Raw genomic sequence first — 17,758 nt, 5'->3', positions numbered from 1 at the left:
CCGGAAGCCCGGCATCCCCCAGGGGGTGCCGGGCTTCCGGCGTTTCCACGCTGCGGGTCGTTAGCCTGTCGCAGTGCGCATCATCGGTCTCACGGGCGGCATCGCCGCGGGCAAGTCGACGGTCTCCAAGCGTTGGGCGGAGCATGGCGGCATCGTCGTCGATGCCGACCGGCTGGCACGGGACGCCGTCGCACCCGGCAGCCCCGGGCTCGCGCAGGTCGCCGAGCGGTTCGGCTCCTCGGTGATCGCGGCCGACGGCTCGCTCGACCGTCCCGCGCTCGGCGCGATCGTGTTCTCCGACCCGGCGGCACGCAAGGACCTCGAGGCGATCACCCACCCCGAGGTCTGGCGGCTCGCCCAGCGTGCCTTCGACGCGGCCGAGGCCGCCGACCCGGACGCCGTCATCGTGTACGACGTGCCGCTGCTCGCCGAGGCCCGCGGATCCCGCCCGCTCCGGTTCGATGCGGTCGTGGTCGTCGACGCCCCTGCCGCGCAACGCATCGAGCGGCTGGTCGAACACCGTGCGATGGCCCGCGACGAGGCCGAGCGCCGAGTCGCCGCACAGGCGAGCGACGCCGACCGTCTCGCCCTCGCCGACCACGTCGTCGACGCGACGGGCACACTCGACCAGACGATCCGGTCGGCCGACGAGGTGTGGTCGCGGATCACCTCGTGAAGCACCGGTTGCTGCTCGTCCTCGCCGCGATCGTGCTCGTCGCGATCGGCGGCGGAGCGCTGTTCGCGGCGAACCTCGTCGGTGCGCAGCGCATCGAGGACGACGGACGCGTCCCGACGATCGACCGATCGCACGCCGCCGCGCCGCCATCGGGCGACGAGCGCGGACCTGAGGGGGAGTTCCACCGGTTCCGGCTCGGTACCGTCAACGGCGAACGGCTCACCCCGAACCGCGACGACTTCGCCGCCCGCACCGCGGCCGGCGGTCCCCTGCTGCTGTTCCTGCCCGCGACGCGGTCGCGGCCGGCGGAGTACCAGCGGTTCCTCGGGCAGGCCCTGGCGGACGGGTACCACGTGCTCGGGCTGGACTACTGGAACCTCGGTCGCACCCTGTCCGGCACCTGCGAGGCCGACGCCCGCTGCTACGGCATGGTGCAGCGCAACCGGTTCGACGGCACCCGTCAGTCCGATTTCAGTTCGGTGACGCCCGCCGGGTCGATCGTGTCGCGGTTCCGTGACGCGGTGGCCTACCTCGACGACCACGACCCTGACGGCGGGTGGGGCCGCTTCGTGCAGGGCGACGACGACATCGCCTGGCAGGACATCGTCGTGGCCGGACACTCCCAGGGCGGCGGCGAGGCGGCGTACATCGCGCACATCCGGTCGGTGCGCGGCGCGCTGATGTTCTCGTCGCCCGTCGAGTCGCGGGGTCCGTCGCACGCGGCCTGGATGGACCGTCCCGGCAAGACCCCCGTCGCCCGGATGTACGCCGTCGACGACGTCCGCGACACCTTCGGCCCGCGGATCACCGGGTCGTGGCGGGTCCTCGGGCTCGACGGCGTCGACGGCCCCTTCCGGACGGACACCGATCCACCGCTCGCCGGCGCGGACCCGCACGCGATCCTGACCGACGTCCGGGGCCGGGGGAAGGCGCACTCGTTCATCATCAAGGACTCCACGCCGCTCGGACCGGACGGGGACCCCCGGATGACCGCGCTCTGGCAGTGGATGCTGCACCGGTTCCCCTCTGACGGCTCATAGGCTCGCGCAATAGCCTCTGCTGGTGCAGCCCGTCGACGGAGAACCCGACCTGCGCTCGCTCATCCGCGACCGCGCGGCGGAGAGCCCCGAGCGCCCCTACCTGGAGGACGCCCGTTCCGCGCGCGTCCTGACCTACCGAGCGCTCGAGGACGCCGTGACCGCCTGGTCCGCGACGTTCGACGCGATCGGCGTCCCCGCGTCCGGAGCCGTCCTCGTCGACGTCGGCGACCCCCTCGCGTTCGCCGTGGTGCACCTGACCGCCGTGGCGACCGGGCGCCGTGCCGTCCCGGTGGACACCGGACAGCCGGCGACCGAGCCGGCCCGTCTCGCCGACCTGATCGGCGGGGCCTCGATCGTGGTGTCGGACCGCGCCGTGGACGGGACCGGCCCCGGAGTGCCCGCCAGCGGGATCGACGCGGCCACGTTCCTCCCGGCCGCCGTCCGTGACGGTGACGTGCCCACGCAGAGCCCGGACGCACCGGGCGAGGGGTCCGTGGTGCTCTTCACCTCCGGGTCGACCGGCGCTCCGAAGGGCGTCGAGCTGCCGGAGTCGCAACTGCTGTTCGTCGCGCGGGCGGTCGCGCGGCACAACGGGTTGACCGGCCGCGACCGCGGGTTCAACTCGCTGCCGCTGTTCCACGTCAACGCCGAGGTCGTCGGCCTGCTGGCGACGCTCGTCGCCGGGGCGACGCTCGTGCTCGACGTGCGCTTCCGGCGGACCGGGTTCTGGGAACTGCTCGCCGAGCGGCGCATCACCTGGCTGAACGCGGTGCCGGCGATCCTCGCCGTGCTCGCGAAGACCGGGCCGCTGGACTTCCCGGAGGGCCTCCGGTTCGTCCGGAGTGCTTCGGCACCGCTGCCCGACCCGGTGCGCACGGCACTCGGGGACGTCCCGCTCGTCGTGAGCTGGGGGATGACCGAAGGTGCGTCGCAGATCACCGCGACGCCGCTCGACGCGCCCGCTCGTCCCGGGACCGTCGGCGTGCCCGTCGGGTCCGAGGTGCAGGCACGCGGCGAGGACGGCGCCGCCCTGCCCGCCGACGAGGTCGGTGCGCTGTGGGTGCGCGGCCCGGGGATCGTCGGGCGCTACCTGTTCGGGCGCGCGGCGGACCGCTTCGACGCCGACGGCTGGCTGAGCACGGGCGACGTGGGGTCCGTCGCTGCAGACGGCTGGGTCTCGCTCGCCGGACGCTCCGACGACGTCATCAACCGCGGCGGCGAGAAGGTGTACCCCTCCGAGGTCGAGGACGTCCTGCTCGGCGACCCCCGGGTGCTCGAGGCCGTCGTGGTCGGGCGGCCGGACGACGTGCTCGGGGCTGTCCCGGTGGCGTACGTGATCCTGCAGCAGGGCGAAGCCGACGAAGCCGACGAAGCCGACGCCGCCGTGCTCGTCGCCGACCTGACCGCGCGCGCCGAGGCCCACCTGACCCGCTTCCGCCGCCCCGTCGAGATCATCGTGGTCCCCGACCTGCCGCGCGCGCCCACCGGCAAGGTGCAGCGGGCGAAGGTGCGGACGATGGCGCAGCCGTCGTGACCGGCGCCCAGCCGCAGTCGCAGTCGCAGCCGCAGGCCCAGCCGCAGCCACAGCCACAGGTCCAGACCCCGACCCGCACCGCGGCGGGCAAGCCTCGCCACCTGTACGAGGTCGACGTCCTCCGGATCCTCACCTTCGCCTGCGTCATCGGCGTGCACACCACGAGCCACACCGCCGCGTCCGACGACGTCGGCCTGAACGCGCTGCTCGCCCTGCTGCACTTCACCCGGCTCGTCTTCTTCTCGCTGACGGCGTTCGTGCTCGTCTACAGCTACACGTTGCGACCGCGGCCGATGGCGCAGTTCTGGCCGAAGCGGTTCCTGCTCGTCGGGGTGCCGTACCTGGCGTGGTCGTTCGTGTACGTCGGTTCGAGCTGGCTCCTCAGCAGCACCCGTCGGGGCGACGTGCCCGACCTGGTGCGCACTCTCGCCGAGGGCATCGTCACCGGCTCGTCCTGGTACCACCTGTACTTCCTGCTCGTGACCATGCAGGTGTACCTGCTGCTGCCGGTCATCGTGTGGCTGGTCCGGAAGACCCGCGGGCACCACGTCACGACGCTCGTCGTGGCGCTGGTGGTGCAGCTCGTCGTGTTCGCCGGGTACAAGTACTTCCCGGCGAGCGACGCCTGGCTGCACGGGTACCAGAAGCAGTTCTTCTTCTCGTACGTGTTCTTCATCGTCTCCGGGGCGATCGCCGCCGACCACGCCGACGCGTTCCTCCGGTTCATCCGGGTGCACCGCCGGGCCGTGCTCTGGGCGTTCGCCGGCGTCGGCGCGCTGACGCTCGGCGTCTGGGCGCTCCAGGTCGCCCTCGGCCAGTCGCTCTACGCCGCCGGAACGCCACTGCAACCGATCCAGGCCGTGTGGAGCACCGCGGTCTTCGTCGGCTTCCTGGCGATCGGTGCGCGCTGGGCGGATCGTCGGCGCCCCGGCAGCCCGGTCGCGCGCTTCGTCGACTACGCCTCGGACCGGTCGTTCGGGATCTTCCTGAGCCACCCGTTCCTGATCTGGATCCTGCTGTACGGCGACAGCTGGCTCGAGGCCGTGGTGCCGCGGCCGTGGCTGACGCTCGTCACGTACCTGCTCGTGGTGGTGCTGTCCGTGGCGGTCACCGAGGCGTTCCGGTGGACTCCGCTGAGCGTGCCGCTCACCGGCCGGCCGTCGCTCGCGTCCCGCGCCCAGCGTCAGGCGCGCGCCACCCGGCGCTGACCTGTCCGTTCCGGGCGTACCTGGTCGGTTCTTCCAACCAGGTACGCCCGTTCCTGCTCGCTGTGCGCGGCGGCGGATGCGCTGCGCGGCGGTGGACGCGCTGCGCGGCGGACGGGAGGCGCGGGTCGGGCCGGACCCGGGCCTCCCGTCCGGCGGTCGGGGACCACCAGGGCCGCGCACGCGCCCGGCGGGTCCCGTTGCGGCCAGCGGAATCGGGCGTACCTGGTCGTTCCTCTCGACCAGGTACGCCCGATTCGGCACGGCGTGCCGCTGACGGCGCGCGTCGCGGGTCAGGCGGCTCGCTGCTCGGCGGCGGGGGTGCCGACCTCGAGGACGCCGTTCGTCGACGTGAGCCGCTGCGGCTTCATGAACCACGCGACGACCGCCGCGGCGCCGAGCAGCACGCACGACAGGGCGAACGGCAGCTGCCAGCCGGACGCGTCGATGAGCAGCCCGAAGACGATCGGGGAGACGACGCCGGCGATGCCGAAGCCGGTGTTCATGAAGCCGGACGCGGTGCCGGACCACTGCGGGGCGACGTCCATCGGGATCGCCCAGAGGTTCGCGTTGCAGAGCTCCAGGAAGAAGAACGACAGCGCGAGCGAGATCGTCGCGACGAGCAGGCCCTGCCCGATGACGAGCGGGATGAGGCAGACGAGCGACCCGCCGAGTCCGATCACCAGGACGGTCCGGCGGGCGTTCCGGGTGTTGCCGCCGCGGTGGATGATCCGGTCGCTGAGCATGCCGCCGACCGTGTCCCCGACGACGCCGGCGAGCAGGATGAGCGTGGTGAACAGCGCGAAGTCGCCGATCTCGAGCCCGTAGGTCGAGCTGAGGAACGTCGGCAGCCACGTGAGGAACACCCAGAGGGTCCAGCCGTAGCCGAAGTCGACGAAGGTCACCGGCAGGATCTGCCGCGCCATCTGCCGCCACGGCACCGGCGGACGGGTCGCACGGGTCTCGACGGGTGGGAGCTCGTCGATCTCGACCTGCGTGATGCCCTTCGTGGACTCGGGCTTGTCGCGGAACCAGACGAACCACACGATTCCCCAGGCGAAGGACAGGACCGCCGTGGCGAAGAACGCCCACCGCCAGCTGCCCGTCGAACCGATCACCCAGGCGACGAGCAACGGGGCCAGCGCGTTCCCGAGCCGGGCCGCGGAGTGCACCACGCCCTGCGCGAATCCGTTGCGGTCGCGGGGGATCCAGCGGGTCATGGCCTGGGTCGCGGTCGGGAACGCCGCGGCCTCGCTGAGCCCGAGGAGCGCCCGGGCCGCGAACAGGGTCCAGAAGCCGACGGCGAAGCCGGTCCACAGTGTCGCGACGCCCCACACCACGGTGATGACGAAGAGGGCCTTGCGCGGTCCGAACTTCTCGCTGATCGTGCCGCCGAAGACCTGCAGCAGCGCGTACGGCAGTGAGAACGCGGACACGATCAGACCCGCGGTGGCCTCGTTGAAGCCGAACTCCTCGGTGATGTGCGGCAGCGCCGTCGAGATGTTCGTCCGGTCGATGTACGAGATCGCGTACATGAAACAGAGCAGGAGGAGCACTCGTCCGCGGATGCGACCGCGGAACGGGGTGCCCTTCGTCGGTGCGGCGGGGGTCGCCGTCGTCATGGGGCCTCTTCGGGTGTGGCTCGTGCTGGCTCGTCGGGGACGTGCGGAGCGATCGGGTTGCTGAACGGACCGGACGCTATGCCCGCTGGTTATCAGCGGACTTGGAGGCTGCTTGGCGAGGACGATACGCCCAGGGCGAGCAGGGGCGCCGGTGTCAGGGGTGCCGACTACCGTTGCGGGCATGGGTGTTGCGATCGAACCGACCCGAGCGGTACGTCCGTTCGAGGTCATCAGCGAGTACACGCCGAGTGGCGACCAGCCAGCGGCCATCGCCGAGCTCGCTGGGCGCATCAACGCCGGTGAGACCGACGTCGTGCTGCTCGGTGCGACCGGTACGGGCAAGTCGGCGACGACCGCGTGGCTCATCGAGCAGGTGCAGCGGCCGACGCTCGTGCTCGCGCACAACAAGACCCTCGCCGCGCAGTTGGCGAACGAGTTCCGCAGTCTGATGCCGAACAACGCGGTCGAGTACTTCGTGTCCTACTACGACTACTACCAGCCCGAGGCGTACGTCCCGCAGACGGACACCTTCATCGAGAAGGACTCCTCGGTCAACGCCGAGGTCGAGCGGCTCCGGCACTCGACGACCAACTCGCTGCTCAGTCGGCGCGACGTCGTCGTGGTGTCGACGGTGTCCTGCATCTACGGCCTCGGGACACCCGAGCAGTACATGAACGCCTCGGTGGCACTGCACGTCGGGCAGACGATCTCGCGCGACCAGCTCGTGCGCAAGTTCGTCTCGATGCAGTACCAGCGCAACGACGTCGACTTCGCCCGCGGTACCTTCCGCGTGCGCGGCGACACCATCGAGATCATCCCGATGTACGAAGAGCACGCCATCCGGATCGAGATGTTCGGCGACGAGGTCGAAGCGCTCTCGTCTCTGCACCCGCTGACGGGCAACGTGATCGACGACCTGCCCGCCGTGTCGATCTTCCCGGCGTCGCACTACGTCGCCGACACCGACGTCATGCACCGCGCCATCGTCGACATCAAGGCGGAGCTCGCCGAGCGCCTGGCCGAGCTCGAGGGGCAGGGCAAGCTGCTCGAGGCCCAGCGGCTCCGCATGCGCACCACGTTCGACATCGAGATGATGGAGCAGATCGGCTTCTGCTCGGGCATCGAGAACTACTCGCGGCACATGGACGGCCGCGTCGCGGGCGAGGCACCGCACTGCCTCATCGACTACTTCCCCGACGACTTCCTCATCGTCATCGACGAGTCGCACGTCACGGTGCCGCAGATCGGCGCGATGTACGAGGGCGACGCCTCGCGCAAGCGCACCCTGGTCGACCACGGGTTCCGGCTGCCGAGCGCCCTCGACAACCGTCCGCTGCGGTTCGAGGAGTTCCTCGACCGCGTCGGGCAGAAGGTCTTCCTGTCGGCGACGCCCGGTCGGTACGAGCTCGGCATCACGGACAGCGTCGTCGAGCAGATCATCCGCCCGACCGGCCTGGTCGACCCCGAGATCGTGGTGAAGCCGAGCGACGGCCAGATCGACGACCTGCTCGAGGAGATCAAGCAGCGCGTCGACAAGGACGAGCGCGTGCTCGTCACGACGCTGACGAAGCGCATGGCGGAAGAGTTGACCGACTTCCTCGGCAACGCCGGTGTGCGGGTGCGGTACCTGCATTCCGACGTCGACACGCTCAAGCGCGTCGAGCTCCTGACCGAACTGCGACAGGGCGTCTACGACGTGCTCGTCGGCATCAACCTGCTGCGAGAAGGCCTCGACCTGCCCGAGGTGTCCCTGGTGGCCATCCTCGACGCCGACAAGGAAGGCTTCCTGCGGTCGTCCACGTCGCTCATCCAGACGATCGGTCGAGCAGCCCGCAACGTGTCGGGCCAGGTGCTCATGTACGCCGACAAGATGACCGACTCGATGAAGACCGCGATCGAGGAGACCGATCGTCGTCGCGAGAAGCAGGTCGCGTACAACCTGGAGCGCGGCATCGACCCACAGCCGCTCCGCAAGAAGATCGCCGACATCACCGAGGTGCTGCAGCGCGAGAACGACGACACCAAGGCGCTGTTGCAGGGCCGTCCCGGCGTCGATGGCCGCCGCTCGCCCACGCCGAACCTGAAGCGGGGCGGCATCGCGGGCGAGGGCGCGACCCAGCTCGAGGCGACGATCGGCGACCTGAACGACCAGATGCTGCAGGCCGCGGCCGAGCTGAAGTTCGAGCTCGCCGCGCGACTCCGTGACGAGGTGCAGGACCTGAAGAAGGCGCTGCGGCAGATGGAGTCGGCCGGGCATGTCAGCTGACGGTCGCCGCACGGTCGTCGTCACCGGGGCGAGCGCGGGCCTCGGGTACCACGCGGCCGAGCAGCTCGCCGCGTCGGGGCACCGGGTCGTGCTCGCGACTCGCGACCGCGGTCGGGCCGCAGCGGCGGAACGGAGCATTCGCCGGCACGTGAACGGAGCCTCGTTGGCGCACGTGCACCTCGACCTCGCCGACCTCGACTCCGTCCGTGCCGCCGCCGACGAGCTCGCGGCCCTCGAACCGGACGGCGTCGACGCGATCGTGAACAACGCCGGTGTCGTCGGGGCCTCGACCCCGAGCACCACTGCACAGGGCACCGAGCTGCAGATCGGCACGAACCACCTGGGACACTTCGCCTGGACGGCGCTGACGATGCCGCTGCTCGAACAGCGTGGCGGTCGCGTCGTGCACCTCGGGTCGATCGCACACCGGTGGGCCAGGCTCGACACGGGTGACCCGTTCCGCGTCGGCCACTACTCCAGCTACCGGCAGTACGGCCGCAGCAAGCTCGCAGTGATGCTGTTCGGCTTCGAACTCGCCCAGCGGTTGGCGGATGCGGGCTCGTCCGTCGCCAGCGTGGTCGCGCACCCCGGGCTGTCGCTCGACGCGCTCTCGCCGGAGCGCCCGGACGTCGCGCCGTCCCGCCCGGAACCCGCGTGGACCCGTCCGGCGCAGCGGCTGTACGCCCAGGGCAAGGACGCCGGTGCCGAGCCCCTCGTGCACGCTGCGGTCGCCGCGGACGTGCGCTCGGGGGAGTACTGGGGCCCGGCCGGGTGGATGCAGCTGCGCGGACCCGCAGCCGTGGTCCGTGCCGAGCCGCGCGCCCACGACCGGACCGCCGCCGCTCGGCTCTGGACGGCCAGCGAGCGTCGTTCCGGGGTCGCGTTCGCTCTCGACGCACTCGTCTGACCACCGACTCGCGGGCGGATGTCGGACCCCTTTCGTAGAATCGACGGCGATGACAATCACCTCTGACCGCGGCACCGCGACCTCGGGCCGGAACGCCTTCGGCGAGCCGACCGACCCCCACCTCCCCGGCGTGACCGTCCCGACCGGCTCCTCGACGCTCAGCGTCCGCGGGGCCCGGGTGCACAACCTCCGGAACGTCGACCTCGAGATCCCCCGTGACTCCCTCGTGGTGTTCACCGGCCTGTCCGGATCCGGCAAGTCGTCGCTGGCCTTCGACACGATCTTCGCCGAGGGGCAACGACGCTACGTCGAGTCCCTGTCCGCCTACGCGCGGCAGTTCCTCGGCCAGGTCGACCGGCCCGACGTCGACTTCATCGAAGGGCTGTCGCCCGCGGTGTCGATCGACCAGAAGTCGACGAACCGCAACCCGCGGTCGACGGTGGGCACGATCACCGAGGTCTACGACTACATGCGTCTGCTCTGGGCGCGCATCGGGGTGCCGCACTGCCCGACGTGCGGCGAGGTCATCAGCAAGCAGACCGTGCAGCAGATCGCCGACCAGCTCATGGAGTTCGAGTCCGGTACGCGCTTCCAGGTGCTCGCGCCGGTGATCTCCAAGAAGAAGGGCGAGTTCGTCGACCTCTTCCAGGAACTCGCGGCGTCCGGCTACGCCCGCGCGATCGTCGACGGTGAGCGCATCCAGCTCAGCGACCCGCCGAAGCTCAAGAAGCAGGTCAAGCACGACATCTCGGTGATCGTCGACCGTCTGGTGTCGAACGAGGACATCCTCGGTCGGCTCACCGACTCGCTCGAGACGGCACTGCGCCTGACCGGTGGCACCGTCGGCATCGACCTGGTCGACCACGACGGTCCCGGTGCGGTGCGCACCTACTCTGAGAACCTGTCGTGCCCGAACAACCACCCGCTCGCGCTGACCGAGATCGAGCCCCGCACGTTCTCGTTCAACGCGCCGTTCGGTGCCTGCCCGGAGTGCTCCGGGCTCGGCACGCGCATGTCGGTGGACCCGGACCTGGTGCTCGGCGACCCCGATGCCTCGCTGCGCGACGGCGTCCTGCTGCCCTGGACCGGCGCGAGCGGGCTGTACTCGTACTTCGAGAAGCTCCTCGCCGGCCTCGGCAAGGACCTCGGGTTCACGCTCGACACCCCGTGGAGCCAGCTCGACGCCTCGGTGCAGGCCGCGATCCTGACGGGCAAGGACTTCCAGGTGTCGGTGTCCTGGCGCAACCGGTTCGGCCGCGAGATGCGCTACACCAGCGGGTTCGAGGGCGTCATGCCCTACATCGAGCGGAAGTTCGCCGAGGCCGAGTCGGACTCGCAGCGCCAGCGCTTCCAGGGCTACCTGCGCGAGGTCCCGTGCCCGGTGTGCGAGGGAACACGCCTCAAGCCCGAGGTCCTGGCGGTCACGGTCGACGGCCGCAGCATCGCCGACGTGACCGACATGTCCCTCGACAACGCGTACGCGTTCATGGACACCCTGACGCTCACCGACCGCGAAGCGCACATCGCCGCGGCGGTCCTGCGCGAGATCCGGGCGCGCCTCGAGTTCCTGCTCGAGGTCGGCCTGAACTACCTGACCCTGGCGCGCGGCGCCGGCGGGCTCTCCGGTGGCGAAGCACAGCGCATCCGTCTCGCGACGCAGATCGGCTCCGGCCTGACCGGGGTGCTGTACGTGCTCGACGAGCCGAGCATCGGGCTGCACCAGCGCGACAACCGCCGCCTCATCGACACCCTGGTCAAGCTCAAGGACCTCGGCAACACGCTGATCGTCGTCGAGCACGACGAGGACACCATCCGCACGGCCGACTGGGTCGTCGACATCGGCCCCGGGGCCGGCGTCAACGGCGGCAACGTCGTGCACTCGGGCTCGTACGAGGGCATCATCGCGAACCGCGAGTCGGTGACGGGCGACTACCTCGCCGGTCGTCGTGCGATCGAGGTCCCCGCCGAGCGTCGCAAGGTCAACCTGAAGCGCACCATCAGCGTGCAGGGCGCACGGGCGAACAACCTCAAGACGATCGACGCCGACTTCCCGCTCGGGGTGTTCACCGCCGTCACCGGCGTGAGCGGGTCGGGCAAGTCCACCCTGGTCAACGACATCCTGTACAAGGTGCTCGCGAACCAGCTCAACGGTGCGCGGCACATCGCCGGCAAGCACACCCGCGTCAAGGGCCTCGACCAGCTCGACAAGGTCGTGCACGTCGACCAGGCACCGATCGGCCGCACGCCGCGGTCGAACCCGGCGACCTACACGGGCGTGTTCGATCGGATCCGTCAGCTGTTCGCCGAGACACCCGAGGCGAAGACCCGCGGCTACCAGCCCGGTCGGTTCAGTTTCAACGTCAAGGGCGGCCGGTGCGAGAACTGCTCCGGCGACGGCACGATCAAGATCGAGATGAACTTCCTGCCCGACGTCTACGTCGCGTGCGAGGTCTGCGGCGGTGCGCGCTACAACCGCGAGACGCTCCAGGTCCACTACAAGGGCAAGAGCATCTCCGAGGTCCTGGACATGCCGATCAGCGAGGCGGCCGAGTTCTTCGAGCCGATCTCCGCGATCCACCGGTACATGGCGACGCTCGTCGACGTGGGCCTCGGGTACGTCCGTCTCGGCCAGAGCGCGACCACGCTCTCCGGCGGCGAGGCGCAGCGCGTGAAGCTCGCCACCGAGCTGCAGCGCCGTTCGAACGGCCGGACCGTCTACGTGCTCGACGAGCCGACGACGGGTCTGCACTTCGAGGATGTCCGCAAGCTGCTCCTGGTGCTGCAGAGCCTGGTCGACAAGGGCAACACCGTCATCACGATCGAGCACAACCTCGACGTGATCAAGTCGGCCGACTGGGTCATCGACATGGGCCCGGAGGGTGGCGCCGGCGGCGGTACGGTGCTCGCCACCGGCACCCCGGAGCACGTGGCCGACGTGCCAGAGAGCTTCACGGGCGTCTTCCTGCGCGAGATCTTCGACGCACAGGACGCCCGGGTCGGCAAGCAGCAGGCGGTGGAGGCCCGCACGGCGAGCCGACCGGGCAAGTCGACCAAGCAGAAGGCGGGTGCACGGTAGGTGGCGGACACCGTTCCGTGGCGTCCGAAGGCGGGGGAGATCCCGACCGACCCGGGCGTCTACCGCTGGCGTGACGAGGCCGGCCGGGTGCTCTACGTCGGCAAGGCGAAGAACCTCCGCGCCCGGCTGAGCAACTACTTCGCACCGCTGCCGACGCTGCACGAACGCACCCGGCGCATGGTGCTGACGGCCCGCAGCGTCGAGTGGACGACGGTCGGCTCCGAGATCGAGGCACTGCAGCTCGAGTACACCTGGATCAAGGAGTTCGACCCGCCGTTCAACGTCAAGTTCCGTGACGACAAGTCGTACCCGTACATGGCGATCACCATGGCGGACGAAGCCCCACGGGTGATGGTCACGCGGAACCGGAAGATCAAGGGTGCGAAGTACTTCGGGCCGTACCCGAAGATCTGGGCGGTGCACGACACCATCGACCTGATGATCAAGGTGTTCCCGATCCGCACCTGCTCGGACTCGTCGTACAAGCGCGCGATGCAGACGGGCAAGCCCTGCTTCCCCGGGCAGATCGGCAAGTGCGGCGGTCCCTGCTCGCAGCGCGTCACCATCGAGGAGCACCGTGCGCTCGTCGAGGAGTTCGTGCGGTTCATGAACAGCTACGACCGCCGGGTGATCACCGAGCTGCGCCAGCGCATGGGCGCCTCGGCCGACGCCATGCAGTACGAACAGGCGGCGAAGTTCCGCGACCAGGTCGAGGCGCTCGAGGCCGTGCTCGAGAAGTCCGCCGTGGTGCTCCGCGACTCGGTGGACCTCGACCTGTTCGGCATCGCCGAGGACGAACTCGCCGCCGCCGTCCAGCTGTTCTCGGTCCGTGGCGGGCGCATCCGCGGTGTCCGCGGGTGGGTCGTCGACAAGGAGCTCGACATCTCGACCGGTGACCTGGTCGAGCAGATCGTGCAGGGCGTCTACGCCGACAACGAGCTCACGCCGGCCGCCGTCGCCGAGGAACCCCCGCGCGAGGTCGTGGTGCCGACCCTGCCCGAGGACGCCGACGCGTTGCAGCAATGGCTCAGCGAACGACGGGGCGGCCGCGGCACGAAGCTCAGCACGGCGCAACGCGGTGACCGGGCAGGCCTGGCCCGCACGGCCGCGCAGAACGCCGCCCAGGCGCTGATGCTCTACAAGACGAAGCGGTCCGCCGACTACACGACGCGCTCCGCGGCCCTCGCCGACATCCAGGACGCCCTCGGCATGACCGAGGCCCCGCTCCGCATGGAGTGCTACGACATCTCGCACCTGCAGGGCACGAACGTCGTGGCGTCGATGGTGGTGTTCGAGGACGGCCTGCCCCGCAAGGACCAGTACCGCCGCTACACGATCGCCGAGACCACCGACGACACCGACAGCATGTACCAGGTGCTCAGCCGGCGCCTGGCGCGCCTCGACGAGGACGCCGACCTGCCGGACGTCCCCGACGTGACGAGCGCCGAGGTGGTCGAGGGCTCCAAGCCCTCGAAGCGGTTCGCCTACCGCCCGCAACTGCTCATCGTCGACGGCGGACAACCCCAGGTGCAGGCCGCCAAGCGTGCGCTGGACGAAGCCGGGGTGCACGACATCGCGCTGGTCGGCATCGCGAAGCGTCTCGAGGAGCTCTGGCTGCCCGACGACGACTTCCCGGTGATCATGCCGCGCAACTCCGAGGCGCTCTTCCTCATCCAGCGCATCCGCGACGAGGCGCACCGGTTCGCGATCACGCACCAGCGCACCCGCCGCAAGCGCGACGTGCGGTCCCGGCTGTCGGAGATCCCCGGGCTCGGGCCGTCGCGGGTGAACGCGCTGCTCAAGCACTTCGGGTCCGTGGCACGGCTGCGCGAGGCCACGGCCGACGAGATCAGCGAGGTGAACGGCGTCGGTCCGGCGACGGCCGCTGCGGTCGTCACGAAGCTGCAGCAGACCCCGACGAGCGCGCCGGCCACCAGTGCGGCGAGCCCGACGAGCGCGCCGGACGACGGGACGGACCCGACGGACGCCGCGGACCCCGCGGGCCCTGCGGACACTGCGCCGCTCCCAGGAGGCCCGGTGCGGGTCCCCGACGTGACCCACGACGGTCCGCAGCTGCCCACGTGACGCATCCAGTGCCTCCCGACACCTGTCGGGCGATACCCTGGTCCCGCAGCCGAGACCTCCCCGGGCGACGCGCCCGGGCCGCCACGACGGAGCCCACTCCCAGATGACCGACAGCGCCACAGCGACCGCGCACGCGTCGCAGCACGACATCCTCATCGTCACCGGCATGTCCGGGGCCGGGCGTTCGACGGTCGGCAAGGCCCTCGAAGACCTCGGCTGGTACGTCGTCGACAACCTGCCGACGCAGATGCTGGCACCGCTCACCGAACTGGCCGACCGCGCCGGCGAGAAGATCCCGAAGATCGCCACGGTCGTCGACGTCCGCGGCGGACGGTTCTTCACGGACCCGGAGCACGCGGTCGAACAGGTGCGGTCGACCACGTCCGCACGGGTCCGGGTGCTGTTCCTCGAAGCCACCGACGCCGTCCTGGTGCGACGCTTCGAGCAGGTCCGACGACCCCACCCGCTCCAGGGCGAGGACACCCTGCTCGACGGCATCGCGCGCGAGCGGACCCGGTTGGCCGGGCTGCGCGAGGCATCCGACATGGTGATCGACACCTCGGACCTCAACATCCACCAGCTCGCGAACACCGTCACCGAGCAGTTCGCCGACGATCACTTCGTGGGTGTTCAGGTGACGCTCATGAGCTTCGGGTTCAAGTACGGACTGCCCGCCGACGCCGACATGGTGGCCGACGTCCGGTTCCTGCCGAACCCCTACTGGGTCCCGGAACTCCGGGCCCACACGGGCCTCGACCAGCCCGTCTCGGACTACGTCCTGGCCCAGGCCGGAGCCCGTCCGTTCGTCGATCGGTACGTCTCCGTGCTCGAGCCGGTGCTCGAGGGGTACCAGCGCGAGAACAAAAGACACGCTACGATCGCCATCGGCTGTACCGGCGGGAAGCACCGCTCGGTCGCCATCGTCGCCGAGTTGGCGAACCTCCTCCGCGGGATGCCTGGCGTCGCCGTGCGTGTGAAGAACCGAGATCTCGGCCGGGAGTGACCGTCCCTCCGGCCGCTCCCCACGTACGTGCCGCCGGAATCGCGGGACCACCAGATGAACGTTAGGAATGATGCTGTGCCGTTGACTGCCGAGGTCAAGGACGAACTGGCCAGGGTCGCCGTGAACCGCAACACGGTCCGCGCCGCCGAACTCGCCACGATCCTCCGGTTCGCGGGTGGCCTGCACGTCATCTCGGGCCGCATCGCGGTCGAGGTGGAGCTCGACACCCGGATCATCGTGCACCGGGTCCGCAAGGACCTCGCCGAGCTGTACGGCGTCCGCAGCGAGGCATCGGTGGGCTCGTCCGCGTCGTCCCGTCGTGGCACCCGCTACCTGGTCCGCGTGCTCGAGGCGGGGGAGACCCTCGCACGCCAGACCGGTCTGATGGACGCCCGGCGCCGTCCCGTCCGCGGGCTGCCGAACCGGCTCACCACGGGCAACCGCGAGGACCTCGCCGCGATCTGGCGCGGTGCGTTCCTCGCCTCCGGCACCCTGACCGACCCGGGCCGGGCTGCAGCGCTCGAGGTCACGTGCCCCGGCAACGAGGCCGCCATGGCGCTCGTCGGTGCCGCGTCGCGTCTCGGCGTCGCCGCGAAGGGCCGCGAGGTCCGTGGCGTCCACCGCGTCGTCATCCGCGACGGCGAGGCCATCGGTCAGATGCTCACGGTGATGGGCGCCGCCCGCACCACCGCCGACTGGGAGGAGATGCGGCAGCGCCGCGAGGTCCGTGCGACCGCGAACCGCCTCGTCAACTTCGACGACGCCAACCTCCGCCGCTCGGCGCAGGCCGCCGTCGCCGCCTGCGCCCGCGTCGAGCGCGCGCTCGAGATCCTCGGCGACGAGGTCCCCGACCACCTGCAGTACGCCGGCGCGCTGCGCCTGCAGCACCGCGACGCGTCGCTCGACGAGCTCGGCCAGCACGCCGACCCGCCCATGACGAAGGACGCCATCGCGGGTCGCATCCGCCGACTCCTCGCCATGGCCGACAAGCGCGCGTCCGACCTCGGCATCCCCGGGACGGAAGCGAGCGTCCCCGAGGAGCTCGAGGGGGTCTGAGACGGGTCGTCCGACCTGCATGACGGGAGGCGCGGTGCCAGCTGGCACCGCGCCTCCCGTCCGTTCTGTGGTCGACTTCGCGGGCCGCACCGACGCCCGTCAGGACACCGTGCGAGACCGTCCGGACGGACCGTCATCCGGCACGGTCTGGCAGGGTCCGACTGCTAGGGTCGTTACGGCGACGTTACGGGGCGTATCGTCCACCACACGCGGGCCCGACAGGGCCAGCGCCCTCCGAAAGCAGCGCCCCTCGGGCGCTCCACACCCACCAGGAGATCCATTGACCGTCAAGATCGGTATCAACGGCTTCGGCCGTATCGGCCGCAACTTCTTCCGGGCCGCCCTCGCGAAGGGCTCCGACCTCGAGATCGTGGCGGTGAACGACCTCACCGACAACGCCGCGCTGGCGAACCTGCTGAAGTTCGACTCCATCACGGGTCGTCTCGGCGTCTCCGTCGAGCTCGACGGCGACAACATCGTCGTCGACGGCAAGGCCATCAAGGTCCTCGCGGAGCGCGACCCCGCCAACCTCCCCTGGGGCGAGCTGGGCGTCGACATCGTCATCGAGTCGACCGGCTTCTTCACCAAGGCCGCCGATGCGCAGAAGCACATCGACGCGGGTGCCAAGAAGGTCATCATCTCCGCCCCGGCCACCGGTGACGACGTCACCATCGTCCTCGGCGTGAACGAGGACCAGTACGACCCGGCGAACCACAACATCATCTCGAACGCGTCCTGCACCACGAACAGCCTCGCGCCGCTGGCCAAGGTGTTCAACGACAAGTTCGGCATCGAGCGTGGCCTCATGACCACGATCCACGCCTACACCGCCGACCAGAACCTGCAGGACGGGCCGCACAAGGACCCCCGTCGTGCCCGTGCGGCCGCGCTGAACATCGTCCCGACCTCGACCGGTGCCGCCAAGGCCATCGGCCAGGTCATGCCGGAGCTCGCCGGCAAGCTCGACGGCTTCGCGCTCCGCGTCCCGGTCCCGACCGGCTCGATCACGGACCTCACCCTCGAGACAAAGTCCGAGGTCACCGTCGACGAGATCAACGCCGCGTACAAGGAAGCTGCAGAGGGCCCGCTCAAGGGCATCCTGCTCTACAGCGAGGACCCGCTGGTGTCGACCGACATCACGACGGACCCGCACTCCTCGATCTACGACTCCGGCCTGACCAAGGTCATCGGCGGTCTCGTGAAGATCACCTCGTGGTACGACAACGAGTGGGGCTACTCGAACCGTCTCGTCGACCTGACCGAGTACGTCGGCGAGCGTCTGTAACAC

12 protein-coding genes are annotated in these 17,758 nt (G+C 70.3%); 11 read left to right on the top strand and 1 reads right to left on the bottom strand.

The genetic code is table 11. The annotated features are described in order from the left end of the window. Positions 1-73 precede the first annotated feature (73 nt). From coaE to EDF40_RS11930, 4 genes are read left to right on the top strand one after another with little or no spacing between them, the layout of a single operon-like run. On the top strand, positions 74-676 hold the full coding sequence (coaE, locus tag EDF40_RS11945) for a dephospho-CoA kinase (RefSeq protein WP_123339686.1): 603 nt from the start codon (positions 74-76) through the stop codon (positions 674-676). Beyond that, the gene (locus EDF40_RS11940) at positions 673-1,716 is read left to right on the top strand and encodes a BPSS1187 family protein (RefSeq protein WP_148053825.1); all 1,044 of its coding nucleotides are present in this window, start codon (positions 673-675) and stop codon (positions 1,714-1,716) included. Before coaE ends, EDF40_RS11940 begins: the two co-directional genes overlap by 4 nt. Positions 1,717-1,738: 22 nt before the next feature. Beyond that, on the top strand, positions 1,739-3,250 hold the full coding sequence (locus EDF40_RS11935) for a class I adenylate-forming enzyme family protein (protein WP_123339684.1): 1,512 nt from the start codon (positions 1,739-1,741) through the stop codon (positions 3,248-3,250). Continuing rightward, positions 3,247-4,458 carry an acyltransferase gene (locus tag EDF40_RS11930; protein WP_123339683.1) on the top strand — a complete coding sequence of 404 codons (1,212 nt, stop codon included), beginning with the start codon at positions 3,247-3,249 and terminating at the stop codon, positions 4,456-4,458. Before EDF40_RS11935 ends, EDF40_RS11930 begins: the two co-directional genes overlap by 4 nt. 290 nt (positions 4,459-4,748) lie before the next feature. Here the strand turns inward: EDF40_RS11930 and EDF40_RS11925 are convergent, their stop codons facing one another. Then, complete coding sequence (locus tag EDF40_RS11925) at positions 4,749-6,077, bottom strand: MFS transporter (RefSeq protein WP_123339682.1); 1,329 nt, start codon at positions 6,075-6,077, stop codon at positions 4,749-4,751. Positions 6,078-6,270: 193 nt separating this feature from the next. Here EDF40_RS11925 and uvrB point away from each other — a divergent pair, with 193 nt between their 5' ends. From uvrB to gap, 7 genes are all read left to right on the top strand, one after another. After that, positions 6,271-8,343, top strand: a complete 2,073-nt coding sequence (uvrB, locus tag EDF40_RS11920) for an excinuclease ABC subunit UvrB (protein ID WP_123339895.1) — start codon at positions 6,271-6,273, stop codon at positions 8,341-8,343. Further along, on the top strand, positions 8,333-9,250 hold the full coding sequence (locus EDF40_RS11915) for an SDR family NAD(P)-dependent oxidoreductase (RefSeq protein ID WP_123339681.1): 918 nt from the start codon (positions 8,333-8,335) through the stop codon (positions 9,248-9,250). The genes uvrB and EDF40_RS11915 overlap by 11 nt, the downstream gene beginning before the upstream one ends. A gap of 49 nt (positions 9,251-9,299) precedes the next feature. Further along, positions 9,300-12,326, top strand: a complete 3,027-nt coding sequence (gene uvrA, locus EDF40_RS11910) for an excinuclease ABC subunit UvrA (protein ID WP_260212682.1) — start codon at positions 9,300-9,302, stop codon at positions 12,324-12,326. Then, a complete protein-coding gene (gene uvrC / locus EDF40_RS11905; RefSeq protein ID WP_123339680.1) occupies positions 12,327-14,411 on the top strand; it encodes an excinuclease ABC subunit UvrC in 2,085 nt (694 codons plus the stop codon). A 103-nt stretch (positions 14,412-14,514) separates the two neighbouring features. Beyond that, a complete protein-coding gene (gene rapZ / locus EDF40_RS11900; protein ID WP_111083956.1) occupies positions 14,515-15,414 on the top strand; it encodes an RNase adapter RapZ in 900 nt (299 codons plus the stop codon). A 75-nt stretch (positions 15,415-15,489) separates the two neighbouring features. Further along, on the top strand, positions 15,490-16,470 hold the full coding sequence (gene whiA / locus EDF40_RS11895; protein WP_111083957.1) for a DNA-binding protein WhiA: 981 nt from the start codon (positions 15,490-15,492) through the stop codon (positions 16,468-16,470). Positions 16,471-16,750: 280 nt separating this feature from the next. Beyond that, complete coding sequence (gene gap, locus EDF40_RS11890; RefSeq protein WP_111083958.1) at positions 16,751-17,755, top strand: type I glyceraldehyde-3-phosphate dehydrogenase; 1,005 nt, start codon at positions 16,751-16,753, stop codon at positions 17,753-17,755. Positions 17,756-17,758: the final 3 nt, after the last annotated feature.

Source organism: Curtobacterium sp. PhB170, assembly GCF_003752345.1.
Taxonomy (GTDB): Bacteria; Actinomycetota; Actinomycetes; order Actinomycetales; family Microbacteriaceae; genus Curtobacterium.
Note: the sequence above shows the minus strand (reverse complement) of the source record. Positions and strands in the feature narration are given on the sequence as shown.